This window comes from Streptomyces sp. NPDC001920 (assembly GCF_053594495.1).
Genome location: NZ_JBSFEP010000002.1, coordinates 1 through 22,128 on the forward strand (window position 1 = coordinate 1; position 22,128 = coordinate 22,128).

At 71.7% G+C, this 22,128-nt stretch carries 21 protein-coding genes and 2 pseudogenes; 16 read left to right on the plus strand and 7 right to left on the minus strand.

The window, feature by feature from the left end:
- Positions 1-54: 54 nt before the first annotated feature.
- On the minus strand, positions 55-1,107 hold the full coding sequence (locus ACWCPI_RS02545; protein ID WP_451036360.1) for an aminotransferase class V-fold PLP-dependent enzyme: 1,053 nt from the start codon (positions 1,105-1,107) through the stop codon (positions 55-57).
- A gap of 99 nt (positions 1,108-1,206) precedes the next feature.
- Positions 1,207-1,923 carry a DsbA family oxidoreductase gene (locus ACWCPI_RS02550; RefSeq protein ID WP_451036361.1) on the minus strand — a complete coding sequence of 239 codons (717 nt, stop codon included), beginning with the start codon at positions 1,921-1,923 and terminating at the stop codon, positions 1,207-1,209.
- Between the two features lie 110 nt (positions 1,924-2,033).
- Here ACWCPI_RS02550 and ACWCPI_RS02555 point away from each other — a divergent pair, with 110 nt between their 5' ends.
- Entirely contained in the window at positions 2,034-2,552 is a 519-nt protein-coding gene (locus ACWCPI_RS02555) for a hypothetical protein (RefSeq protein WP_451036362.1), read from the plus strand.
- On the opposite strand, the gene ACWCPI_RS02560 is transcribed toward ACWCPI_RS02555, so the two are convergent.
- Positions 2,512-3,120, minus strand: a complete 609-nt coding sequence (locus ACWCPI_RS02560; protein WP_451036363.1) for a DUF1349 domain-containing protein — start codon at positions 3,118-3,120, stop codon at positions 2,512-2,514. The two genes, ACWCPI_RS02555 and ACWCPI_RS02560, sit on opposite strands and share 41 nt — an antisense overlap.
- 53 nt (positions 3,121-3,173) lie before the next feature.
- The gene (locus ACWCPI_RS02565) at positions 3,174-3,770 is read right to left on the minus strand and encodes a hypothetical protein (protein WP_451036364.1); all 597 of its coding nucleotides are present in this window, start codon (positions 3,768-3,770) and stop codon (positions 3,174-3,176) included.
- Positions 3,771-3,987: 217 nt separating this feature from the next.
- Here ACWCPI_RS02565 and ACWCPI_RS02570 point away from each other — a divergent pair, with 217 nt between their 5' ends.
- Together ACWCPI_RS02570 and ACWCPI_RS02575 are read left to right on the plus strand one after the other, a co-directional pair.
- Complete coding sequence (locus tag ACWCPI_RS02570) at positions 3,988-5,715, plus strand: sensor histidine kinase (protein WP_451036365.1); 1,728 nt, start codon at positions 3,988-3,990, stop codon at positions 5,713-5,715.
- Positions 5,716-5,841: 126 nt separating this feature from the next.
- A complete protein-coding gene (locus ACWCPI_RS02575) occupies positions 5,842-6,504 on the plus strand; it encodes a response regulator transcription factor (RefSeq protein ID WP_451036366.1) in 663 nt (220 codons plus the stop codon).
- A 30-nt stretch (positions 6,505-6,534) separates the two neighbouring features.
- Here ACWCPI_RS02575 and ACWCPI_RS02580 read toward each other — a convergent pair whose 3' ends face one another.
- Positions 6,535-8,064: an aldehyde dehydrogenase (NADP(+)) gene (locus tag ACWCPI_RS02580; RefSeq protein ID WP_451036367.1), complete on the minus strand. Its 1,530-nt coding sequence runs from the start codon at positions 8,062-8,064 to the stop codon at positions 6,535-6,537.
- Positions 8,065-8,196: 132 nt separating this feature from the next.
- Between ACWCPI_RS02580 and ACWCPI_RS02585 the strand changes: the two genes are divergently transcribed.
- From ACWCPI_RS02585 to ACWCPI_RS02610, 6 genes are all read left to right on the plus strand, one after another.
- A complete protein-coding gene (locus tag ACWCPI_RS02585) occupies positions 8,197-8,970 on the plus strand; it encodes an IclR family transcriptional regulator (protein WP_004002235.1) in 774 nt (257 codons plus the stop codon).
- A 34-nt stretch (positions 8,971-9,004) separates the two neighbouring features.
- Positions 9,005-9,475, plus strand: coding sequence for a GNAT family N-acetyltransferase (locus ACWCPI_RS02590; RefSeq protein ID WP_451036804.1), 471 nt, complete (start codon positions 9,005-9,007; stop codon positions 9,473-9,475).
- 80 nt (positions 9,476-9,555) lie between these two features.
- The gene (locus ACWCPI_RS02595) at positions 9,556-10,554 is read left to right on the plus strand and encodes a hypothetical protein (RefSeq protein WP_451036368.1); all 999 of its coding nucleotides are present in this window, start codon (positions 9,556-9,558) and stop codon (positions 10,552-10,554) included.
- A complete protein-coding gene (locus ACWCPI_RS02600; protein ID WP_451036369.1) occupies positions 10,551-11,804 on the plus strand; it encodes a sensor histidine kinase in 1,254 nt (417 codons plus the stop codon). The genes ACWCPI_RS02595 and ACWCPI_RS02600 overlap by 4 nt, the downstream gene beginning before the upstream one ends.
- Complete coding sequence (locus tag ACWCPI_RS02605; protein ID WP_451036370.1) at positions 11,801-12,451, plus strand: response regulator; 651 nt, start codon at positions 11,801-11,803, stop codon at positions 12,449-12,451. Before ACWCPI_RS02600 ends, ACWCPI_RS02605 begins: the two co-directional genes overlap by 4 nt.
- A gap of 53 nt (positions 12,452-12,504) precedes the next feature.
- Positions 12,505-13,950 carry a penicillin-binding transpeptidase domain-containing protein gene (locus ACWCPI_RS02610; protein WP_451036371.1) on the plus strand — a complete coding sequence of 482 codons (1,446 nt, stop codon included), beginning with the start codon at positions 12,505-12,507 and terminating at the stop codon, positions 13,948-13,950.
- A 53-nt stretch (positions 13,951-14,003) separates the two neighbouring features.
- On the opposite strand, the gene ACWCPI_RS02615 is transcribed toward ACWCPI_RS02610, so the two are convergent.
- The gene (locus ACWCPI_RS02615) at positions 14,004-15,455 is read right to left on the minus strand and encodes an NCS2 family permease (protein WP_451036372.1); all 1,452 of its coding nucleotides are present in this window, start codon (positions 15,453-15,455) and stop codon (positions 14,004-14,006) included.
- A 249-nt stretch (positions 15,456-15,704) separates the two neighbouring features.
- Here ACWCPI_RS02615 and ACWCPI_RS02620 point away from each other — a divergent pair, with 249 nt between their 5' ends.
- The 3 genes from ACWCPI_RS02620 to ACWCPI_RS02630 all read left to right on the plus strand — a co-directional run bounded on the left by ACWCPI_RS02620 (position 15,705) and on the right by ACWCPI_RS02630 (position 17,545).
- Positions 15,705-16,274: a SigE family RNA polymerase sigma factor gene (locus tag ACWCPI_RS02620; protein ID WP_451036373.1), complete on the plus strand. Its 570-nt coding sequence runs from the start codon at positions 15,705-15,707 to the stop codon at positions 16,272-16,274.
- Positions 16,271-17,101 (plus strand): hypothetical protein, encoded by an 831-nt coding sequence (locus ACWCPI_RS02625; protein WP_451036374.1) that lies wholly within the window; start codon positions 16,271-16,273, stop codon positions 17,099-17,101. The genes ACWCPI_RS02620 and ACWCPI_RS02625 overlap by 4 nt, the downstream gene beginning before the upstream one ends.
- A 297-nt stretch (positions 17,102-17,398) precedes the next feature.
- Complete coding sequence (locus tag ACWCPI_RS02630; RefSeq protein ID WP_451036375.1) at positions 17,399-17,545, plus strand: hypothetical protein; 147 nt, start codon at positions 17,399-17,401, stop codon at positions 17,543-17,545.
- Between the two features lie 99 nt (positions 17,546-17,644).
- Here the strand turns inward: ACWCPI_RS02630 and ACWCPI_RS02635 are convergent.
- A pseudogene (locus ACWCPI_RS02635) lies at positions 17,645-18,197 on the minus strand (right-handed parallel beta-helix repeat-containing protein); the annotation flags it as partial.
- Position 18,198: 1 nt separating this feature from the next.
- Here ACWCPI_RS02635 and ACWCPI_RS02640 point away from each other — a divergent pair.
- From ACWCPI_RS02640 to ACWCPI_RS02655, 4 genes and pseudogenes are all read left to right on the plus strand, one after another.
- Positions 18,199-18,411: pseudogene (locus ACWCPI_RS02640) on the plus strand (family 43 glycosylhydrolase); the annotation flags it as partial.
- A 265-nt stretch (positions 18,412-18,676) separates the two neighbouring features.
- Positions 18,677-19,075, plus strand: coding sequence for a hypothetical protein (locus tag ACWCPI_RS02645; RefSeq protein ID WP_451036376.1), 399 nt, complete (start codon positions 18,677-18,679; stop codon positions 19,073-19,075).
- 167 nt (positions 19,076-19,242) lie between these two features.
- On the plus strand, positions 19,243-19,863 hold the full coding sequence (locus ACWCPI_RS02650; RefSeq protein WP_451036377.1) for an ABC transporter ATP-binding protein: 621 nt from the start codon (positions 19,243-19,245) through the stop codon (positions 19,861-19,863).
- Complete coding sequence (locus tag ACWCPI_RS02655; RefSeq protein WP_451036378.1) at positions 19,860-22,127, plus strand: ABC transporter permease; 2,268 nt, start codon at positions 19,860-19,862, stop codon at positions 22,125-22,127. Before ACWCPI_RS02650 ends, ACWCPI_RS02655 begins: the two co-directional genes overlap by 4 nt.
- Position 22,128 lies beyond the last annotated feature (1 nt).

A 22,128-nucleotide genomic window follows, 5' to 3' on the forward strand; every position in this document is an offset into this window, starting at 1 on the left:
GGCCCGCTCCCCGTACGAGACGGGGGAGCGGGCCGCGTCGGTCGTCGCGGGGGTTCAGCCGGACAGGACGTCCAGCAGGCGGTCCACGTCCCCAGGGGTGTTGTAGAGGTGGAAGGCCGCGCGCAGGTTGCCCGCGCGGTTGGAGACCTCGATGCCCGCGCGGCTCAACTCCGGCTGGCGCTCGCCGAGTCCGGGCACGGAGACGATGGCCGAGCCGGGCGCGGGCACCGGGGTGTGGCCGAGACCGGCGAGCCCCGCGCGGAAGCGGTCGGCGAGGGCGAGGTCGTGGGCCCGGATGGCGGCCACGCCGAGTTCCTCGACGAGTTCCAGGGAGGTCCGCAGACCGGCGTACGTGAAGAGGCTGGGGCTGATGTCGAAACGCCGGGCGGAGCGGGCGAGGTTCTCGACGGGGCCGTAGCAGCTGTCCCAGGGGACCTCTCCGGCGACCCAGCCGGCGAGCAGCGGGGTCAGCCCGCCGAAGTCCTCGGGGACGACGCAGAAGGCGACGCCGTGCGGGCCCAGGAGCCACTTGAAGCCCACGGCGGCCAGGAAGTCGTGCTCGCCGGCCTCCATCGGCAGCCATCCGGCCGACTGGGAGGCGTCGACGTAGGTGCGCGCCCCGTGCGCTCGGGCCGCCGCGCGCACCGCGGACAGGTCGGCGACGCGGCCGTCGGCGGACTGGGCGGCGCTGACCGCGACGAGCGCGGTGTCGGGGCGGACGGACTCGGCGAGGCGGTCCAGCGGGACGGTCCGCACCTTGAGGTCGCCGCGCATGTGGAAGGGGTTCACGAGGGAGGCGAAGTCGGCCTCGGCGGTGAGGACTTCGGCACCGGCGGGCAGGGACGCGGCGATCAGACCGCCGTACTCGGCGACGGACGCCCCGGTCGCGACCCGCTCGGCGGGCACGCCGGCCAGCCGGGCGAACGAGGCGCGGACGATCTCCACGTCCTCGTACAGCGGCCCCAGGGCGGTGCCCTCGGCCCGCATCCGCACGGCCCGGTCCAGGGCGGCCACGGTACGGGCCGGCAGCAGCCCGTTGCTCGCGGTGTTGAGATAGACGGTCTTCGGGGCGAACTCTGCGCGGACGAGGCTCTCGAAGGTCTCCATGGCTCCACTGTGGGCCCTGAACACCTATCGGTCCATTGCGATTTTTTACGCGATGTCCCTAAGGAGCGCTTATGGATGCCGTCCGACCTGCGCGTTCGTTCACCGCTGCGGAACCGCGCAGCCCTCGGGACCGCACGCGTCCGCGTCCCCCTGGTCGATGAGCGTCAGGGGCGACCGCTCCCCCCATGCCTGGGCCAGCGCCTGCTCGAAGACCTCGGCGGGCTGGGCGCCGGAGACGCCGTAGGTGCGGTCGAGGACGAAGAAGGGCACACCGGTCGCGCCGAGCTGGGCGGCCTCGCGCTCGTCGGCGCGGACCTCCTCGGCGTAGGCGTCCGGGTCGGCGAGGACCCTGCGGGCGTCGTCGGCGTCGAGTCCGGCGGCGACGGCCAGCTCCACGAGCCGCTGGTCGCCCTCGGTGAAGACGGACCGCTCCTCGGCGAAGTTCGCCGTGTAGAAGACCTGGATCAGCGCGTCCTGCCTGCCCTGCTCCTTGGCCAGGTGCAGCAGGCGGTGCATGTCGAAGGTGCTGCCGTGGTCACGGCCCTGCGTGCGGTACTCCAGACCCTCGGCGGCGGCCTGCGCGCCGAGGTTGTCCTCACCGGCCTGGGCCTGCGCCGCGCTCATGCCGTACTTCTTCGTGAGCATGGTGATCACGGGCTGGACATCGCCCTTGGCGCGCCCGGGATCCAGCTCGAACGAGCGGTGCACCACCTCGACCTGGTCGCGGTGCGGGAAGGCGGCGAGCGCCTTGTCGAAGCGGGCCTTGCCCACGTAGCACCAGGGGCAGGCGATGTCGCTCCAGATCTCGACGCGCATGTGTGGCTCTCTCCAGGTCGGGCGGATGCGGAGACTCCCTCCGTCTTATAGGTGAACATTCAAGCAGCGGGGTCCATTCCCGGCTGCCCGAGCCGGCCGAACTGCGCCCGGTGGGCGCCGCCGTGTTCACGCCGGCCTCGGCGGCCTGCGGTCTGGCTTCCGAACCGGCGGTGGCGCTGGGTCCGGTGGCGGGCGGGGCGCTGACCACCGTCCGGGACCTGGTGGCGGGCAAGCTCGCGGGGCGCCGCGGCGCACGTCTGCCCATGCCGGTGGGCCAGGGCCCGGCCCTCGCGGGAGTGCTCATGACGCCGTACGTCGACGCCGGCACGCCCCCGGTCGTGGTGGCCCTGCTCCCCGTACCCATGGCGCTGGGCTGTGCGCTGACGGTGCCGCCGCTGACCGCGGCGATGACGGTGGCCGTACCCGCCGACCGCGCGGGGCTCGCGGCCGGTGTCCTCGACTCCGCGCGGCGGATGGCCGGGGCACTGGGGATCGCGGTCTTCGGAGCGCTGGTCTCCGACGGCTTCGTGGCGGGGATGTGGCTGAGCGTGGTGATCAGTGCGGCGCTGCTCGCGGTGACGTACCTGCTCAGCTTCCGTCTCGCAGGTCCGTCATCCAGTTCGGCCTGAACTCCAGGTGGTCGTACGTCACCACGCACCCCTCCCCCATCGGGGACTGTGCCATGAAGCCGACGAGGGCGGCGCCGGTCTCCTTCTCGTCGCCGAGGGTGAACAGCCGGACGAAGGTCCAGCGCTCGCCGTCGCGGGAGGCGTGGAAGGCGAAGGCACGGCCCGTGCGGCTCACCCGCAGCCACACCGAACTCCCCTCCACGGTGAAGGAGTTGGCGTCGTCGGAGTGGCCGCGGGTGACCACCGTGCACACGGTGGGCACGTCCGGGGAGTACTCCAGGCACAGTTTGGCCCAGGCCCGCTCACCGACGTGGACGTAGAGGACCCCGGCGTCGAAGGCCCCGGCGAACCCGACGGTGACCCGGGCGATCAGCTGGAAGTCGCCCTCGGGCGCGCCGAGCAGCCGCGGCGCGTCGGAGGCGGGGTCCAGGGCCTCGCCGGTGGGCGGCACGAAACGGTCCTGCCGGGGGCCGGCCCATCCGGACAGGATGCCGTCCTCGTAGGACCAGTGGCCGTCGGGGCCGTACGTGCGCAGCGCGAAGGGCAGTTCCGGGAGCTCCAAGTCCATGAGGGGATTCTTCCAGGCGCGGCCCGGCGCCGGGGCCCTCGGCGGTGATCCGGTCAGCGGGACTGGAGCGCGTCCAGGGCCACGGCCTGGGCGAGGGCGAGGCGCAGGTCCAGATCGGGTGAGGCCACGTCGACCAGATAGCAGTCGCGCAGCCCGAGCTTCTTGTCGACCCGCATCACCGGCTGGTCACCCGAGGTGAAGTCGAAGTGGTACGGCCACATGAACGGCACGAAGTCGAACGGCAGCAGCTCCCAGACCCGGCGCAGCACGGCCACCAGCCGGTTGCGCTCCCGCCCGACGGCCGTGACCGAGCCCGGCTGGTCCAGCTCCCACGTCGAGCGCAGCAGCGAGGCGGCGAACTTCTTGCGGAACGTGCCGATGGGGTTGTCCCACGCGTCCCGCACCTCGAGGACGGCACCGACGTCGAGGACCTGGCGGGCCTTGGCGGTGAACAGGACCTGGGACTTGGACTCGTCGGTGTAGAAGGTCATCTGCTCCCTGAGCGTCATCCGCTTCTGCTCGGCGAAGGCGACGACTTTGCCGTCGGAGCCGTCGGGCAGCGTCTCGGTCACGACATACCGGTTGATCATCAGGGTGGTCTTCTGCCGGATGGTGAAACGCTCGTTCGCCTGCCGCCGCGCGCTGTCCACTGTTTCCCTCCCCCTGCCGGTGACCCCTGTCGCCGGCGTTCGTGTCCTGCGCAACCATCGTCACCGCCGGCCGCGGCCCGGGGCAGTCTCCGTAAGTCGAAGACCGCAACGACCAAAGATGACGGGGAGAGCGGGGAGCGGGTGCCGACTTTCGTCGTTCGGGGCCGCACCGAAGGGCGGATGCGCCCGCCCTGGTGCGGCTGTCTATCGTCTGCGCGTGGACGCAACTCAGACACCCCGCACCGATCGGCCGCTCAGGTCCCGGCTCACCGCCGCCTCCCCCTGGCCCCGCAGGCGGATCGTCGGGGAGGTCGTGCTCACGCTCGTGCTCGCCGGGCTCGCGGCACTCGTCCATGTCCTGGACGACGGACCCGGGGTGGGGGCAGGGGCCGTGGCCCTGTGCGTCGCCGTGCTGTCACTGGCCCGCCGCTCGCTGCCGGCGACGGTGCTGCTGATCTCGTCCGCCCTGGGCGGGGCCGTGGCCGGTGCGACACCGCTGCTGATCTACGCGAGCTGGTCGGCGGGCAGCCGCATCATGCGCCCCGGACGCGCGCTGGCCGCGTACGCCGCCGGGTTCGCGCTCAACATCGCCCTCACCACCCACGAGGCGACCGACCGCGAGTCGCAACTGCCGCTGCTCATGACGGCCGTGCTGGCCGCGGGCTCGTTCCTGGCGCTGGTGGTCGTGCCGGGGCTCGCCTCCCGGTACCGCGCCCAGCGCCACGCGCTGCTCGACGCCCTGCGGCGGCACAACGCCCAACTGGTGCGCGAACAGGCGATGGTGGCGGGCCAGGCCCGGCTCCTCGAACGGCAGCGCATCGCGCAGGACATGCACGACAGCCTCGGTCACCAGCTCGCCCTGATCGCCGTGCACACCGGGGCGCTGGAGGTGGACCCGGACCTGAGCGACCGCCAGCGCGAAGGGGTGGGCATCCTCCGGGAGGCCTCCAGGACGGCGATGCGGGAACTGCGCGAGGCGGTGGGCATCCTGCGGGACGGCGTCGCGGCGCCTGCCGGGCAGGGGACGGACCCGTCCGACGCCGAGGCCCCGACGGCCCGGGTGGCGGCCACGGTCGACGGCCTGGTCGAGGCGTCGCGGGCCGCGGGGGCCACCGTCGAGCTGCATCGCTCGGGCGCGGTACGGCCGCTCGCGCCCGCCGCCGACCACGCGGCGTACCGCATCGCCCAGGAGGGCCTGACGAACGCGCACAAGCACGCGCCGGGCGCCCCGATCAGCGTGGCACTGCGCTATGAACCGGACAGCCTGGTGGTCGAGGTGGCCAACGGGCCCGTGCCGGCCGGGGTTCCGGCGGGTCCGCCCGCGGTCAGCGGCGGGCAGGGCCTGGCGGGCCTGCGGGAGCGGGCCCGGCTGGTCGGCGGCATGGTGCACACCGGCCCCACACCCGACGGCGGTTTCCGCCTCGCCGGTGTACTGCCCTACGGCGAGGGCGAGACGCGGCCCCGCCCGGACGGCGCGACCTCCGTCGCCCCGGACGACGACTTTCGGGGGCAGCCCGACGAGGGCGCGGCGGGCGACGGTGGAGCGGTCATCGACCGTTCCGATCCGCAAAGGGAGTTCGCCGCCATCATGAGCAGCAAGAAGAAGGTCGCCCTCGGCTGTGCCGTCACGGCCGTCGTCCTCGTCGTGGGCGTCGTCACCCTCGGCGCCTGGGGGCTGAAGGCGCTGTGGGACGAGGTGAAGAGCGGCACCATCTCGGCGAGCACGTACAGGTCCGCGAAGATCGGCGACGCCGAGGCGGACGTGAAGGCCAAGCTGCCGGAGGGCAGTTCGCTGCTCACCGAGGGCCAGGACAAGCGCGGTCCGCGTCTGCCTGAGGGTGCCCAGTGCCGTCACTACCTGGACGTCGACGACGACATCGTCTACCGGTTCTGCTTCCGGGACGGCAAGCTGGTCGCGAAGGCGACCTACAAGGACGAGCTGTGAACGGGACGTGACGACCGGGCGGGGGGGGGGAACGACCGGCAACGAAGGTCGCACGCGTGACCGGATCGGGCATGATGGCGGGGCTTTGCCATCCGTCCATCACACCGACACCGTGCAGGAGGCCGCGTGATCCGGGTCCTCGTCGCCGACGACGAGCCGCTCATCAGGGCCGGCATCAGGATGATCCTCACCTCGGCCGACGACATCGACGTGGTGGCCGAGGCGGCGGACGGCCGGGAGGCGGTGGAGACCGCCCGGAGCACCGCGGTGGACGTGGCCCTGCTGGACATCCGGATGCCGGTGATGGACGGGCTGACCGCACTGGCCGAGATCGCCCGGGCGGCGCCGGACGTGCGCGTGCTGATCCTGACCACGTTCGGTGAACGCGACAACGTCCTGCGCGCCCTCGGCCACGGCGGCGCGGGCTTCCTGCTGAAGGACTCCGCGCCGCAGGAGCTGATCCACGCGGTCCGCGCGGCGGCGGCCGGCAACGCCTACCTCTCCCCGGCCGCCACCCGGCACGTCGTGGACACCCTCGCCTCCCCCACCGCCACCGCGCGCGGCGAGGAGGCCCGCCGCCGCCTCGCGGGGCTGACCGAACGGGAGCGGGACGTCCTGGCCCTCCTGGGCGAGGGCCTGTCCAACGCGGACGCGGGCGCCCGGCTGCACATGAGCGAGGCCACGGTGAAGACCTACGTCAGCCGCATCCTGACCAAGCTCCGCTGCGAGAACCGGGTCCAGGCGGCGCTCCTGGCCCGGGACGCGGGCCTGGAGTCGAGCGCGAGCTGACCGGTCCCGGCGGCCCTTGCCGAAGGACCCTCAGCGCTCCAGCCTGCCGTTGAACCGGCGCGGCAGCCCGAGCGGGTTGTCGTCCCGCAGCTCCGCGGGCAGCAGCGCCTGGGGCGCGCCCTGGTACACCACCGGCCGCAGCCACCGCTCGATGGCGGTACCGCCCACCGACGTGGACGTCGAGGTCGTCGCCGGGTACGGACCGCCGTGGTGCTGGGCCGGCGCCACGGCGACGCCCGTCGGCCAGCCGTTGACCAGCACACGCCCGGCCAGCGGGGTCAGCTCCTGCAGGATCTGCGCGCCACGCCCCTCACCGGCGGCCTCCTCGGCCGACAGGTGCACCGTCGCCGTCAGGTTGCCCGGCAGCCGCGAGAGCACGCCCGTCGCCTCGGCCTCGTCCTCGTAGCGGACCACCACGGTGACCGGCCCGAAGCACTCCTCCAGGAGCAGGTCGTAGGCGCCCTCCTCGGTCAGCTTGCTCGCGGCGACCGTGAGGAACCCGGCGCTGACGGTGTGCTCGCCGCCCGCGCCCGGCGTCACAGGCGACTCCACCTCGGGGAGTTGCGCGCGCTCGGCGACCCCGGCGACGAAGTTGTCGCGCATCCGGTGGTCGAGCAGGACCCCGGCCTCGGTGTCGCTGACGGCGTCCGTGAGCGACTTGACCAGGCCGTCGCCCGCCGCGCCCGACGGCACCAGCACGAGCCCCGGCTTCACGCAGAACTGCCCCACGCCCAGCGTCATCGACCCGGCGAGACCGGCACCGATCGCCTCGGCCCGCTCGGCCGCCGCGGCCTCGGTGACGACGACCGGGTTCAGCGACCCCAGCTCGCCGTGGAACGGAATCGGCACCGGACGCGCCGCCGCCGCGTCGAACAGCGCACGTCCGCCCTTCACGGAACCGGTGAACCCGGCGGCGGCGACCAGCGGGTGCCTGATCAGCTCGATACCGGCCTCGAAGCCATGCACGAGGCCCACGACGCCGGCCGGGATGCCGTGCTCGGCGGCGGCCGTACGCAGCACATGCGCAACCAGCTCGGACAGGCCCGGGTGGTCGGGGTGCGCCTTGACGACGACCGGGCAGCCCGCGGCCAGCGCGCTCGCGGTGTCGCCGCCGGCCACGGAGAAGGCGAAGGGGAAGTTGGACGCCGAGTACACGGCGACGACGCCGAGGGGCACCTTGTAGCGGCGCAGGTCCGGGATCGGCGGGGTGGCGGTGTCGTCGGGGTGGTCGATGACGACGTCCAGGAAGGCGCCCTCGTCGACGATGTCCGCGAAGGCCCTCAGCTGGTAGCAGGTGCGGGCGAGTTCACCGGTGAGGCGGACCGGTCCGAGCGCGGTCTCGGCGTCGGCGGCCTCGACGAGCTGGTCCCCCGCGGCCTGGAGCTTGTCGGCGGCGGTGCGCAGGAAGGCCGAGCGGACCGTGCGGTCGGCCAGGGCGCCGCGCGCCTCGTGGGCGGCACGGACGGCGGTGTCCACCTCCTGCGCTGTGGCCTCCACCGCAACCTGTTCACGCTGCTTCCCGGTTCGGGGGTCGACACTCCAGACTGGTGCTGCTGCCACCGCGGGTCCCTCCACACATGTAATGCCGCAGTACTGGGTCATCCACCAGGGGCGTTCGATATACTGAACACCGTCTGTGATGATGAATACGTCGTGGAGACTATTTCCCGTCGAACGAAGGGGTCAAGGGCGATGTCGGCTGGCGAGACGGGCGGCGGGGCGCAGGTCAAGTCCGCGGTGCGGACGGTTGAACTGCTCGAATACTTCGCCGGACGCCCCGGTATGCACTCCCTGGCGTCGGTCCAGGAGGCCGTCGGCTACCCCAAGTCCAGCCTCTACATGCTGCTGCGCACGCTCGTCGAGCTGGGCTGGGTGGAGACGGACGCGACGGGCACGCGGTACGGCATCGGGGTGCGGGCGCTGCTGGTCGGCACGTCGTACATCGACGGCGACGAGGTGGTCGCCGCGGCCCGCCCGACGCTGGACCGCCTCTCGGACGACACGACCGAGACCATCCACCTGGCGCGGCTGGACGGCACGAACGTCGTCTACCTGGCGACCCGCCAGTCCCAGCACTATCTGCGGCCCTTCACCCGGGTCGGGCGCCGGCTGCCCGCGCACTCGACCTCCCTCGGCAAGGCCCTGCTGAGCACCTACACGGACGAGCAGGTGCGCAAGATGCTCCCGGAGACACTGCCGGCGCTCACCGAGAACACGATCACCGACCGCGAGAAGCTCATCGAGGAGCTCCACCAGGTCCGCGAGCAGGGCTTCGCCGTCGACCGTGAGGAGAACACCCTCGGTCTGCGCTGCTTCGGCGTCGCGATCCCGTACCGCACCCCGGCCCGTGACGCGATCAGCTGCTCGGTGCCGGTGGCGCGGCTGACGCCCGCGCACGAGCAGATGGTCAAGGACGCGCTGTTCGACGCGCGGGACAGGCTCACGCTGGCCACCCGCAGGCTCTGAGCCTTTCGTAGGCTCTGCTCCCATGGATGACCCCATGGAAGTGGAACTGCGCGAGGTGCACGACAGCGATCTGCCGGTGTTCTACCGGCAGATGAACGATCCGGAGGCCCTGCGCATGGCGGCCTTCACGCCCAAGGACCCGGCCGACCGGGACGCCTTCGACGCCCACTGGCGGCGGATCCGGTCCTCGTCGGCCGTCCTGCGCACGATCCTGGCCGACGGGGACGTGGTGGGCAGTGCGGCCGTGTACGGGGAGCCCGGCGAGCGTGAGGTGACGTACTGGGTGGACCGCGCGTACTGGGGCCGGGGTGTCGCCACGGCCGCGCTGCGGGAGTTGCTCGCCGAGGTCCCCGAACGCCCGCTGTACGCACGGGCCGCGGCGGACAACGCGGGCTCGCTGCGGGTGCTGCGCAAGTGCGGGTTCCGGGTGACCGCGCGGGCCAGGGGCTTCGCCCACGCGCGGGGTGAGGAGATCGACGAGGTCGTGCTGCACCTGGAGGGGTGAGGGCCTCTCCCCCGTCCGGCGGATGCGGATCGTCGGCGCGCAGGAGGTGCCGGGCACCGCCCTCACGGGAGCGTGGACGTATGACGCAGACACTCGCCCCCTCGCAGGTGACGGCCCCGGCCGCCCTCAGCCGCTCCCGTCGGATCCTGCGCGCCGTCACCGTGCTCGCGTGCGTGCCGTACCTGTCGCTCAAGTTCGCCTGGATCGCGGGGAGCCGGCTCGGGATCCCGGACGGCAGCTCGCTGCTGGAGCACCGGGCGACCATGGCCGTCGCCAACGGCGTCACCGTGCTCATGGACGGGGCCGTGATCGTGCTGGCGCTGGTCCTGACCCGGCCCTGGGGGCTGCGGGTGCCCGCGTGGCTGCTGGCCGTCCCGGCCTGGGTGGCGACCGGCCTGCTCGCGCCGATCATGGCCGGGTTCCCGGCGCAGCTGCTGGTCGACGCGCTCGGCGGCACCACGGACACCACCGCCGGCAGCGGGGAGCCCTTCCTCGACGCCTGGGTCTTCGGGGTCGTCTACGTCGGGTTCATCGTGCAGGGCCTCGCCCTCGGCGCCCTGTTCGTGCTGTACGCCCGCGACCGCTGGGGCGGACTGTGGGCGGGCCGGGTCTGGGAGCTGCCGGTCGGCGTCATCGGGGCGGCCCAGCGAGCCGTCGCCGTCACGGCCGCCGCACTCGCCCTGCTCCCCTTGTCGGTCCACGTCCTGTGGGCGTGCGGCGCGACCGTCGGGCTGGACGACTCCCAGGTCTCCGCCCGGACGAGCGGCTTCCACGTCATGGAGGTGCTCTCGGCCGTCTTCCTCGCCATGGCCGTCACCGGCGGTCTGCTGCTCGCCTTCCGGCGCGGCCGGCCGCTGCCCGTCCGGCTGCCGCTCGCCCTCGTCTGGGTCGGCTCCGCGGCCACCGCCTGCTGGGCGGGCTGGTTGTCGCTGGCGGCGCTGACCGAAGTGGCCGACGGCCCTTCGCCGCTGATGAACCTGGCCTACGCTGGCCAGATGATCGTCGGCCTGCTCGTCGCCTGCCTCGGCGTCCACTTCCTCGCGGAGCGCTCCGCGAGCCGTGACCGCCGCCCGGTATGAGCCGGTTCATCCGTTTCCTGTTCGGCAGGCGGGCGCGGCGCAGGTGGCTGCATCTGATCATCGGCGGCGCGCTCGCCATGCCGTACGTCTTCGTGGGCCAGATCATCGTCGGTCCCGCCATGGACGCCCGGTACGTGTTCCACGACTTCTCCCTCCAGGTGCTCTCCTTCGCCGTCGGCCTGCCCCTCGCCTCTCTCACCTCCGTACTGTTCCCGCTGACCCGGCCGCTGGAGGCCGGCGCCGTGCAGTGGCTGTGCGGGGTCGAAGGGGAGCTGCTCGCCGGCGGGCCGGCCCGGACACGGGAGGCGAAGGGGCGTACGGCGGCCTGGTTCACGCTGCATCTCGGGTTCGGCGGGATCATCGCCGGGATGTCGCTGGCGGTGCCGCCGTTCGCCGCCTTCCTCGTCGCGCTGCCGTTGATCGAGTGGCTGGGTGGCGGCCGGCTGGAGCTGCCCGAAGCCCTCGACCAGACCTGGGTGACGGCGCTCGCGCCGGTGGCGGGGGTGGCGATGCTGGTCGCGCTGGCCGGCTGCGCGGCGGTCTCGGGCGCGCTCCTGGCCCGGTGGGCGCCCGTCCTGCTCGGCCCCACCCACGAGGACCGGCTCGCGGCGGCCGAGGCGCGTGCCGCGGACCTCGCCGTACGCAACCGGCTCGCGCGTGAACTGCACGACTCCGTCGGGCATGCCCTCAGTGCCGTCACCCTCCAGGCGAGCGCCGCCCGCCGGGTCCTCGACAGCGACCCGGAGTTCGTCCGCGAGGCCCTCGCCGCCATCGAGGACACCACCCGGCGCACGGTCGGCGAACTCGATGCCGTACTGGGCGTGTTGCGGGACGGCGACGCTCCGGGTACGGCCCCCGCGCCGACCCTCGCCGCCGACCTCGACGGGCTTCTGCACCGCACCCGCGCGAGCGGGCTGCGGGTGACCGCCACGGTGCCCGCCGACCCCGGGTCCCTGCCGCCCGTCCTGTCCCGCGAGGCCTACCGCATCGTGCAGGAGGGGTTGAGCAACGCCCTCAAGCACGCCGGTGAACGGGTGGCCGTGACCCTGCGGATCGCGGTGGCCGACGAGTACCTGGAGATCACCGTCGAGAACCCGGTGGAGCGCGCCTCCCGCGGCCGGCCCGGCGGCGGCCACGGTCTCGGGGGCATCGCCGACCGGGCCCGGCTGCTGGGCGGGACGGCACAGGCCGGCGCCGCCCAGGGGGTGTGGCGACTGCACGTACGACTGCCCATGAAGGGACCCGCATGACGATCCGGATCGTCCTCGCCGACGACGAACGCATGGTCCGCAGCGCCCTGCGCGCCATCCTTTCCGCCGAGCCGGACCTGGAGGTGGTCGGTGAGGCGGCGACCGGGGCCGAGGCCGTGTCCGTCGTGCGCGAGCGGCGGCCCGACGTGGTCCTCATGGACGTACGGATGCCTCAGATCGACGGCATCCGCGCCACCGAGCAGATCCTGGCCACGCTCGACGACCCGCCCCGCATCGTCGTCGTGACCACCTTCGAGAACGACTCCTACGTGTACGACGCCCTGCGCGCCGGAGCCGCCGGGTTCCTGCTGAAGCGGGCGGACGCCGACGCGCTCGTCCAGGCCGTGCGGCTGCTCGCGCACAGCGACACCCTGCTCTTCCCGTCGGCCGTGCGTGCCCTCGCGGCGGAGCACGCGCGCGCGTCCCCCGCGCCCGCTCCCTGGGTGGCGAGGCTCACGGCCCGGGAGAGCGACGTGCTGCGGCTGATGGCGCAGGGCCTGACCAACGCGGAGATCGCCCGGCGCATGGAGGTCGGCCCCGCCACCGTGAAGTCGCACGTGGCGGCCGTCCTGGCGAAGACCGGCACCCGGGACCGCACCCAGGCCGTGATCGCCGCGTACGAGGCGGGCTTCATGAACAGTCGATGAGAAAACGGGGCGCAAGGAACGATTGCCCCCACCCCGGTCGTCCCCGTAGTGGGATGAACAAGACGATCAGGCGGGCCTCCGTCTTCGCGCTGCTCCTCGTTCTCGCCCTGCTGGTCAGGGCGACCTGGGTGCAGTTCTACGACGGTCAGGCGCTCGCGGACGACAAGGACAACCGGCGGAACACGATCGAGCTGTACAGCGAGCCGCTCGGCGACATCGTCGTGGGCGGGAAGGCCGTCACCGGCTCCGCTCCGATGAAGAGCGGCGACCTCGCGTACAAGCGGACGTACACGGACGGCCCGCTGTACGCGGCGGTCACGGGCTACAGCTCGCAGGCGTTCGGGGCGACACAGCTGGAGGGGATCTACCGGGACCTGCTCGACGGCACCGACAACCGGCTGAAGAGCGTGCTGGACACGGTCACGAACAAGCGCTCCGACCCGGGCAACGTGATCACGACGATCGATCCGGACGTACAGAAGGCCGGGTACGAGGCGCTCGGGGACAGCAAGGGCGCCGCCGTCGCGATCGACCCGGCCACGGGCAGGATCCTGGCGGTCGTCTCCACTCCGTCGTACGACCCGTCGAAGATCACCACGGGTGACTCGGACGCCTGGAAGCGGCTGACCGAGGACTCCGACAAGCCGATGACGAACCGCGCGCTGCGCCAGCCGCTGCCGCCGGGTTCGACGTTCAAGCTGGTCGTCGCGGCGGCGGCGCTGGAGGACGGGCTGTACTCGTCGGTGGACGAGAAGACGGACAGCCCGGATCCGTACCCGCTGCCGCAGTCGAGCGGCAAGCTGACCAACGAGAACCCGTCGGCCCCGTGCGAGAACGCCTCGATCCGGGTGGCCCTGCAGTACTCGTGCAACAACGTCTTCGGCGCTCTGGCCGTGGACCTGGGCCAGGACAAGGTCAGGGCGATGGCCGAGAGGTTCGGGTTCGACGACGACGCGCAGGACGTGCCGGTGCGGGCGTACGAGAGCGTGTACCCGACGGGCATGGACAAGGCGCAGACCGCGCTGTCCGGCATCGGCCAGTTCGATGTGACCGCGACGCCGCTGCAGATGGCCATGGTGTCGGCGGCCATCGCCAACGACGGCAAGCTGGTCTCGCCGCACATGGTGTCCCGGATCACCGACGGCGGCGGGGGCACCCTGGAGAACCACGACGACAGCGCCGGGACGAAGGAGGTCGTCAGCTCCGGCACGGCCGACCAGCTGCAGTCGGCGATGCGGACGGTCGTCGAGAAGGGCACGGGCACCAACGCGCGGATCCCGGGCGCGACGGTGGGCGGCAAGACGGGCACCGCCCAGCACGGCGAGAACAACAGCAAGACGCCGTACGCCTGGTTCACGTCCTACGGGAAGGCCGGCGGCAAGGAGGTCGCGGTGGCGGTGGTCGTCGAGCAGTCGGACGCGGCGCGCTCGGAGGTCAGCGGCAACGGGCTGGCCGCCCCCGTGGCCCGGAAGGTGATGGAGGCGGCACTCAAGGGCTGAACCGCGCAAGGGCCGGCCCTGTCCGAAGGGCCGGCCCCGCGCGGGGGCGGGTGCTACTTCACGCCCAGGAGCTGCTCGATCGGGTCGATCGCGAAGTACACCAGGAACAGCGCCGAGGTCCCCCACAGCAGCCAGTGGACCTCCTTCGCCTTCCCGAGCACCACCTTGATCACGACGTAGGAGAGGAACCCCGCCCCGATGCCGTTGGTGATCGAGTAGGTGAACGGCATGACGGCGATGGTCAAGAACGCCGGGATGGCGATCTCGTACTTGTCCCAGTCGATGTACTTGACCTGGGTCATCATCAGGAAGCCGACGGCGACCAGGGCGGGCGCGGCCGCCTGGAGCGGGACGATGGTGAGCAGCGGGGTCAGGAAGAGGGCCAGGGCGAAGAGGCCGCCGGTGACGAGGTTGGCGAAGCCCGTGCGCGCGCCCTCGCCGACGCCGGCCGCCGACTCGATGTAGGAGGTGGCGGAGGACGCCGAGGCAGCGCCTCCGGCGGCGGCCGCGGCGCCGTCGATCAGCAGGACCCGACCGAGGCCGGGCACCTTGCCCTGCTCGTCCAGCAGGCCCGCCTCGGCGCTGACGCCGACGACCGTGCCCATGGTGTCGAAGAAGTCGGACAGGACGAGGGTGAAGACGAGCAGGACGACGGTGATGACCGTGGTCGCGCCGAACGCGCCGAACAGGCTGAAGTCGCCGATGAGTCCGAAGTCGGGCGTGTCCACCACCTTGTCGCGCCACGCCGGCGTGGTCAGGCCCCAGGCCTTGATGTCGGCGACCGAGTTGATGATCATCGCGACGAGCGTCATGGTGACGATGCTGATCAGGATCGCCCCCTTGACCTTGCGGGCGAGCAGGGCGATCGTCAGCAGGACGCCGAGACAGAACACGAGCATCGGCCATCCGGTGAGCGCGCCGGTGCCGCCCAGCTGAACCGGCACCGTGGTGTTCGCGGCGTCCGGGATGCGGCTGACGAACCCGGCGTCGACGAAGCCGATGAACGCGATGAACAGGCCGATGCCGACGCTGATCGCCTGCTTGAGCGGCTGCGGGATGGCGTGCATGACGGCCTCGCGCAGACCGGTGACCACGAGCACGCAGATCAGCAGTCCTTCGAGGACGACCAACCCCATCGCGTCGTCCCAGGACATCAGCGGCGCGATCTGGAAGGCGACGACGGCGTTCAGGCCCAGGCCCGCCGCGAGCGCGAGCGGCAGGTTGCCGCCGACCCCCATGATGATCGTCATGACCGCGGCCACCAGGGCGGTGGCGGTGGTGAGTTGGACCGCGTCCAGCTGCTGGCCGAACTTGTCCTTCGCGCTGCCGAGGATGATGGGATTCAGGACAAGTATGTAGGCCATCGTGAAGAACGTGGCGAAGCCGCCGCGTATCTCACGGCCGAAGGTGGATCCCCGCGCGGAGATCTTGAAGAACCGGTCGACGCCGTTCACGCCTGGTGGCGTGGCACTTTGCCGGTCGGTCACCTTCTGGGATTCGGACATGGGGGTTGCTCCTCGGTGCGTACGTGATCGGTGTGCGGATGCTGGCTGGATTGTTCCCGCGTTGAACCCGTTTCAGGTTTTCCCCGTGTTACGGAATCAGCGCCGTTCAACGTACGGCCTGCCACACGGCGTTCGAAGCCTCGTACGAACCACGTACTCGATCGCTGCTACGCTTCCGGATCTCGCCCGGATGATCTCCGGACAAGCACATGTCATCCACACGGCACGCACAGGCAGGAGAGGTCGCCCGTGGGCACAGTCGTCGACGACGCCGCCTCCGTGGAGTTCCACACGTTCTTCGAGCGCCACTACGCCGAACTGTCGCGACTGGCCCATCTGCTGACGGGCGAGGCGGACGCCGCCGACGATCTGGCCGCGGACGCGCTGCTGGCGCTGTGGCACCGCTGGGACCGGGTCCGGGCGGCCGACCATCCGGTGGCGTACGCGCGCGGGGTCGTGGCCAACCTGGCCCGCACCAGGATCCGCAGCGCCGTCCGGGAGCGGCGGCGTATCGCCCTGTTCTGGTCGCAGCGCGAGGAGAAGGTCGAGAACCCGGACGTAGCGGGCGTCGTCGACGTCCAGGAGGCATTGCGTAGACTCCCGTTCCGCAAACGCGCCTGCGTGGTGCTGCGGCACGCCTTCGACCTCTCCGAGAAGGACACCGCGCTCGCCCTGGGCGTCTCCGTCGGTACGGTGAAGAGCCAGACCTCGAAGGGGATGGCCGAGCTGCAGCGGTTGCTCGGAGCGCAGGGCGCTCCGCTCAAGGTGCACGCGGCGGCGATGGCCCGCACCGGGAACGCCGGAGGAAGGAACCGATGATGCAGCGGGACGTGCACGACGAACTGCGTGCCCGGCTGCACGAGGCGGCCGAGGCGCACGAGCCCAACCGCGAGCGGATCCTGGCCCGCGTCGAGCGCGGCATGACCGAACAGACCCGCCCCGACCACCGGGCGACCCGTCCGCCGGTCTACGGCTGGTTCCGGGTGGCGACCGCCACGGCCGCGGTGGCCGGTGTCCTCGCGGTCGGCGGCTATGCGGTGGCGTCCGCCGTCAAGGACGACACCCCGCAGCAGACGGTGGCCACGTCGCCGACGCCCACCCCGTCGCCGGACGCGACGAGCCGCGCCCCTGTCCCGCCCGCCCCGCCGGCCGGCCCGACGCCCGAGGACACACCGCGGTCCCGCCGGACGACCGAGGCTCCGGCGCGGACCACTCCGGCGCAGCCGCCCGCCGCCAAGGGCGAGGAGGACGGCCCCCTGCGGTCGGACGGCTCGGTGGACCCGCACAGCAACGACTTCTGGGCGCAGAGCAATCTGACCCTCAGGACCAGCGAACAACTCACCGCGCTCACGGTGCGGTTGAAGGTCGCCCAGACCGGCGGTGTCACCTCGACCGGCGCCTGGCGCTCGCTGCCGGAGGACGACTTCACGCTGACGGTCGAGGAGGAGGACGGCTTCGTCGTCTACACCTGGGTGCTCAAGGAGGGCCGTACGGTCCGTGCGGGCGAGTGGGTGTTCGCGGGGCAGTACGACCATGACCGCGGCGGGCGGGACGCCAAGGACGACAGCTATGCGATGACGGCCACGGCGGGCGGCGAGCAGTTGTCCGTGGCGGGCGGCTTCGCGTCGCCGGGCGGGGACTCGTAAAGAAATTCCGTCCGGACCGGCAACCCTTTCCGGGTGTGCGGCGACCAGGAGACGCAAGGGTCCCCCACCACCGAGGAACCGGGTCATGACAGCTCAGTCCGAACAGCGCGTCCGTCACCGTCGCAAGGTCACCGAGCGGCGGGCCGTGATCGCCGGGCTCTGCGCGCTCGGCGATCACCGGTGCGGCGATCGTCACCACCACGTCGCCACCGTCCTCGGCCGGCGCGGCCGCTTCCTGGCCGACGTTGCACCTCCACGCGCTCGTGCACCACGGGTTCGCACCGCGGAAACAACCACATGTTCACGTTCGACGTCCCTAGTAGTGCGCGAAAGAAGGACACGGTCCCGTACGACGTGCTGAAGATCGACATCGTCAGTGGTTCGAGCGGCTCGGCCTATCTCAGCCCGAGCGCCTCGTTCGGCTGCCTGGACCTGCTGACCTGAGCCCCCCTCGGTCAGCAGCGCCGGCTGGAGCCCCCCTCGGGCCGGCAAGGAGAACGCCCCGCCTGTGACGACAGGCGGGGCGTTCGCCTTGATCGAGACCTAGTTCATCGTGGAGCCGATGGCGGTGGAGCCCGTCGTCAGAAACGTCGTCGGGCAGTGAGCCGTCCGCCTCGCGGGCGCCGTACGCCGTCGTCGCGTCCGTGGACCTGAAGGAAGGGGCGGACACCCCGCTGCCCCAGTTGTTGGCCGCGGACACGGTCGACGGTCCCAGCGCGGCCGGACCCTTCTTGTTGCCCACGGCGAGACTGCACGCCAACCGCGCCTTGCCGGTGGCGAAGGAGAATCCCGACTCGGCGTCGGCGTACGCGGTGTTGCGGTTCAGCACGATCGCCCCGGTGCTGGAGTTCTCCGTGAACCCGTGCAGGGTGTTGTCCCAGGCCGCGTTGTCGGTGACGACATGCGCGACCGAGGCGCCGCCACCGCCGAGCTCGAACCCGTTGCCGTTGCCCTCGAAGGCGGAGTCGTTCCAGCGGTTCTTGCCGTTGCCGAAGGCCCAGGTGTGCTCGACGGTGACGGGCGAGGAGAACTGCCGGAGGTCGATGCCGTCGTCCGAGTCGTCGTACAGACGCGCCCCGCTGATCTTGTTGCCCGACGGCATCCTCGCCACCGGCCACCACTCGGTGGTCCCCCCCGGCACCGACGACTGGTACATCGTCTACCACCGCTTCGCCCTGAACGGCCCCGGCAAGCCGGGCGGCGACGGCATGCACCGCGAAACCACCATCGACCGCCTGAAGTTCGCGGCCGACGGCACGATCAAGCCGGTGGTGCCGACGCGGGAGGGGACCAGACCTGTGCGGCGGTGAGGCCCAGCTCACGTCCTGAGCGAGGGGAAAAACGGCGTTCGGGTTCCCTCAGGTCAGTGCGATGTCCGTGAAGGGTGTGCATGCCATTTGCGAAAGTGCACCTTGATCGTGCATCCCCGCCGAAAAGTTGATCACCTTTCGGCCAGCGGGTGTTACTGTTCCCAGCGCTCGGTGATCAAGGTTTGACACCGGGAAAACGGGAGGAAAACAAGTGAATCGAAAGCTGGCTGTCGGAGCGCTCGCGACCGGGCTCTTTCTGACTGGCATGGGGACAGCGTTCGCCACGGCAAGCGGGGAAGCAACCAGTGCGGCCGAGGCTCGTGCCGCGTGGAAGGGCATCCCCAAGCTGAACAGCGGCGGTGTCCAGTTCAAGGACGGCAAGTACAAGTTCGAGCCTGCGCACACCAAGAAGGGCGCCTTCCACTGGAAGGGCAACCTCCGGGACGCCGACCACGGCGACGGACACAACGTCTACATGCAGGTCCGCGTCGAGGGATACGACTGGGGCCGGTTCAACGGCAAGCAGAAGAAGACCGTCTGGCTGGACAAGCTCAGCTACGACGGTGCCGCGCTGCACACCGATGACGCGTGGATACGTGCCTGCCGCGACCGGGGTTCGCTCCGTCCGGACAACTGCTCGGTGACGAAGGCGTACCACCGCTAGGAGAGACTCGACGGGTGACACCGTCAGTCGCAGAACAACCCTTGGGCCCCGGTCTGACCGCCGGGGCCCTCCGGCCTCCGGGGGACACGATCAGTACCAGTACGTCAGACACGTCACACATCCTCTCCGCGAGCGGTGTCGAGCTCTCCTACGGCTCCACACCCGCCGTGCGCGACGCCCATCTCGCGCTCGCGCGGGGCGAGGTCGCGGCGATCACCGGGGCCAGCGGTTCCGGGAAGTCGTCGCTGCTCTACTGCCTGGCGGGGGTGCTGCCGCCGTCGCGGGGCCGGATCGCTTTCGAGGGACAGTCGTTCGCCGATCTGGACGACGAGGAGATCAGCGCCCTGCGCCGGGAGCGGTTCGGATTCGTCTTCCAGTACGGCGAGTTGCTGCCCGAGCTGACCATCGAGGAGAACACCGCCCTGCCACTGCGGCTCGCCGGTCAGCGCAAGCGGCCCGCGCTGGAAGCCGCCGGTGAGGTGCTCGACCGGTTGGGCATCGCCGATCTGCGCGAGCGGCGGCCGTCCCAGGTGTCCGGCGGGCAGAACCAGCGCGTCGCCGTCGCCCGGGCCCTGGTCCACAAGCCCGCCGTGGTGTTCGCGGACGAGCCGACCGGCGCCCTCGACAGCGCCAACGCCGGTGCCGTGCTGAAGGAGTTCCTGGATCTGGCGCGCTCGCAGGGCACCGCCGTGCTGCTGGTGACCCACGATGCGACGGTGGCCGCCCGCGCCGACAGCCGCTACACCATGGCCGACGGTGTGCTCGCCCCCATGGGAGCGGCGGGATGAGGGAGTTCCTGCTCGGTCTGCGGTTGCTGTTCGGTTCCGGCCGGGGCAACCGCGCCCGCTTTGTGCTGATGACCCTGGGCGGGTCGCTCGGCGTGTGCTGTCTCGCCCTCGTCCTCACGATCCCGGCGATCCTCGATGCCCACGACGGGCGGGCCGCCGCCCGGTACCCCAGGGTCTACGCCGGTGAGCCGACCGGTCAGCGGACCCTGGTGCAGGAGTTCCGGGACCCGCACGGCTCCCGGCCGTTCGGCCGCGTCTTCATCGCCCCGGGCACCCAGGACACGCCCGCGCCGCCGCCCGGCCTGAGCAGGCTGCCCGGCCCCGGCGAGGTGTACGTCTCCCCCGCCCTGCGCGACCAGTTGCGGCAGGAGCCCGGCCTCAAGGGCCTGCTGCCCGGCACCGTGAAGGGCCTGATCGGTGCGGCCGGTCTGACCGACCCGAACGAGCTGTACGCCTACATCGGCACGACCCGTGCCCACCTCGGCGGCGACGCCCGGGCGTTGAAGAGCTTCGGCAGCCCGTACCCGCCCACCTGGGCCGTCGATCCTTCCACGCTGGAGATCCTCCGCTTCACTCTGGCCAGCCTGGTCCTGCTGCCCCTCGCGGTCTTCCTGTCGGTGTGCGCCAAACTGTCCGCCGCCAGCCGCAACCGCCGGCTCGCCGCCCTGCGTCTGCTCGGCCTCAGTGCGAAGGGCACCCAGCGGGTCAACGCCGCCGAGACGGTCGTGGCGGCCCTGCTCGGTGCGGCCCTCGGCCTCGCGGAGTTCTGGCTGCTCAACCAGGTCGTGGCCCGGACCGGCCTGCCCGGCCTGAAGTGGTACGCCGCCGACGGCGCCGTGTCGGGGCAGACCATGGCCGTCTGTCTGCTCGGTTGCCCGGCGCTGGCCTGGTTCGTCGGCCGGGCGAGTGCCCGCGCGGCGGCCCGGAACCCGCTCGCCACCCGCCGCACGGCGGCCCCCAAGGCACCCCGGGTCTGGGGCGGGCTGCTGTTCGTCACCGGCCTGGGGATCGTCATCGGCTTCAGTGCCACCGGCCTGACCGACCACCCCGCGCGCAGCGACGGCATCAACGCCCTCCTGGTGCCGGGCGGTGTGCTGTTGACCGGCCTCGGCCTGGTCCTGACGCTGCCGTTGCTGTCCTACCTGCTGGCCAAGCGGCTCGCCCGTTCGGGCAACCTCGCCCTCAACCTGGCCATGCGCCGCAACGAGGTCGAACCGGGCAGCGCGATGCGCGTGGTCACCGGCCTGGTCCTGCTGGTGTTCTCGGCGTCCCTCGCCCAGGGCGTCCTCGTCGAGCTGAGCCAGGTCTCGCGCAACACCTCGCCGACCCAGGAGTACGCCCTGCCGATGTCCCAGCTGAGCCGGGACCAGCAGCAGCGGCTGCGCGAGGTTGGCGGCGTGGAGGTGTCCGCCGTCGTCATGGACTTCGACAACGACCTGCAGAGCGACACCGACGACAACCAGGCCACCGCCCTGGTCGCCACCTGTGCCCAGCTCACCGCGCTGACCCGGCGGGTCGAGGGCTGTGTGGACGGCAAGGTGATGCGCATGTCGGACCCGAACACCGGGGACGAGCCCTTCAAGACCTCCACCTACACGCTGGAGAAGGACGGCAAGCGCATGACCCTGCGCATCCCGGTGCCGAAGGACACCGTGCTGTACGCGGGTCAGGGCGTGACCAACCTGTCCAGCGTCTACGTCCTCGTCCCGCCCGGCAAGCTGCCGCCAGGCGCCGTCCCGGCGTCCGCCACGCTGCTCCTGGCTTCCGCCTCCGACCCGTCGACGGTGCGCTCGGTCCTGGACGGGATCGGCGCGGTCGCACCGACGGCCGACGTGGATCCCACGGGCATCAACATCGAGGCGCTGCAGCAGCTCACGGTGATCAAGACGCTCCTGGTGCTGGGCATGGTGATGGGCCTGGTCATCGGCGTCGCCGCGTTCCTCGTGTCGGTCACCGACCGGGCCGTGGAACGCCGCTCCCAGGTCACCGCCCTCGCCCTCATCGGAGCCCGGCCGGGAACGCTGCGCGCCGTGCAGTGCCTGCAGGTGGTGCTGCCGCTCGCGATCGGCCTGCTGCTGGCCCTGGTCTCGGGAAAGCTGGCCGAGACCGCCTATCTGGTCACGGGCGGCGGCGAGATCTTCTGGGACGGTGCGGGCCTGCCCGTACTGCTGGTCTCCACGCTCGGCGTCCTCGCCGCAGCGGTCATCGGCACCCTTCCCCTGGTCGGCCGCCGCATCGACCCCGAACTGATCCGCCGGGACTGAC

What these genes read in the sequence shown, in the direction of transcription:
- ACWCPI_RS02585 (WP_004002235.1), top strand. Translation starts at nt 8,197, where the DNA reads ATGTCGGCTGGCGAGACGGGCGGCGGGGCGCAGGTCAAGTCCGCGGTG.
- ACWCPI_RS02545 (WP_451036360.1), bottom strand. Translation starts at nt 1,107, where the DNA reads ATGGAGACCTTCGAGAGCCTCGTCCGCGCAGAGTTCGCCCCGAAGACC.
- ACWCPI_RS02595 (WP_451036368.1), top strand. Translation starts at nt 9,556, where the DNA reads ATGACGCAGACACTCGCCCCCTCGCAGGTGACGGCCCCGGCCGCCCTC.
- ACWCPI_RS02610 (WP_451036371.1), top strand. Translation starts at nt 12,505, where the DNA reads ATGAACAAGACGATCAGGCGGGCCTCCGTCTTCGCGCTGCTCCTCGTT.
- ACWCPI_RS02560 (WP_451036363.1), bottom strand. Translation starts at nt 3,120, where the DNA reads ATGGACTTGGAGCTCCCGGAACTGCCCTTCGCGCTGCGCACGTACGGC.
- ACWCPI_RS02630 (WP_451036375.1), top strand. Translation starts at nt 17,399, where the DNA reads ATGTTCACGTTCGACGTCCCTAGTAGTGCGCGAAAGAAGGACACGGTC.
- ACWCPI_RS02590 (WP_451036804.1), top strand. Translation starts at nt 9,005, where the DNA reads ATGGAAGTGGAACTGCGCGAGGTGCACGACAGCGATCTGCCGGTGTTC.
- ACWCPI_RS02655 (WP_451036378.1), top strand. Translation starts at nt 19,860, where the DNA reads ATGAGGGAGTTCCTGCTCGGTCTGCGGTTGCTGTTCGGTTCCGGCCGG.
- ACWCPI_RS02605 (WP_451036370.1), top strand. Translation starts at nt 11,801, where the DNA reads ATGACGATCCGGATCGTCCTCGCCGACGACGAACGCATGGTCCGCAGC.
- ACWCPI_RS02550 (WP_451036361.1), bottom strand. Translation starts at nt 1,923, where the DNA reads ATGCGCGTCGAGATCTGGAGCGACATCGCCTGCCCCTGGTGCTACGTG.
- ACWCPI_RS02645 (WP_451036376.1), top strand. Translation starts at nt 18,677, where the DNA reads ATGGGGACAGCGTTCGCCACGGCAAGCGGGGAAGCAACCAGTGCGGCC.
- ACWCPI_RS02615 (WP_451036372.1), bottom strand. Translation starts at nt 15,455, where the DNA reads ATGTCCGAATCCCAGAAGGTGACCGACCGGCAAAGTGCCACGCCACCA.
- ACWCPI_RS02600 (WP_451036369.1), top strand. Translation starts at nt 10,551, where the DNA reads ATGAGCCGGTTCATCCGTTTCCTGTTCGGCAGGCGGGCGCGGCGCAGG.
- ACWCPI_RS02625 (WP_451036374.1), top strand. Translation starts at nt 16,271, where the DNA reads ATGATGCAGCGGGACGTGCACGACGAACTGCGTGCCCGGCTGCACGAG.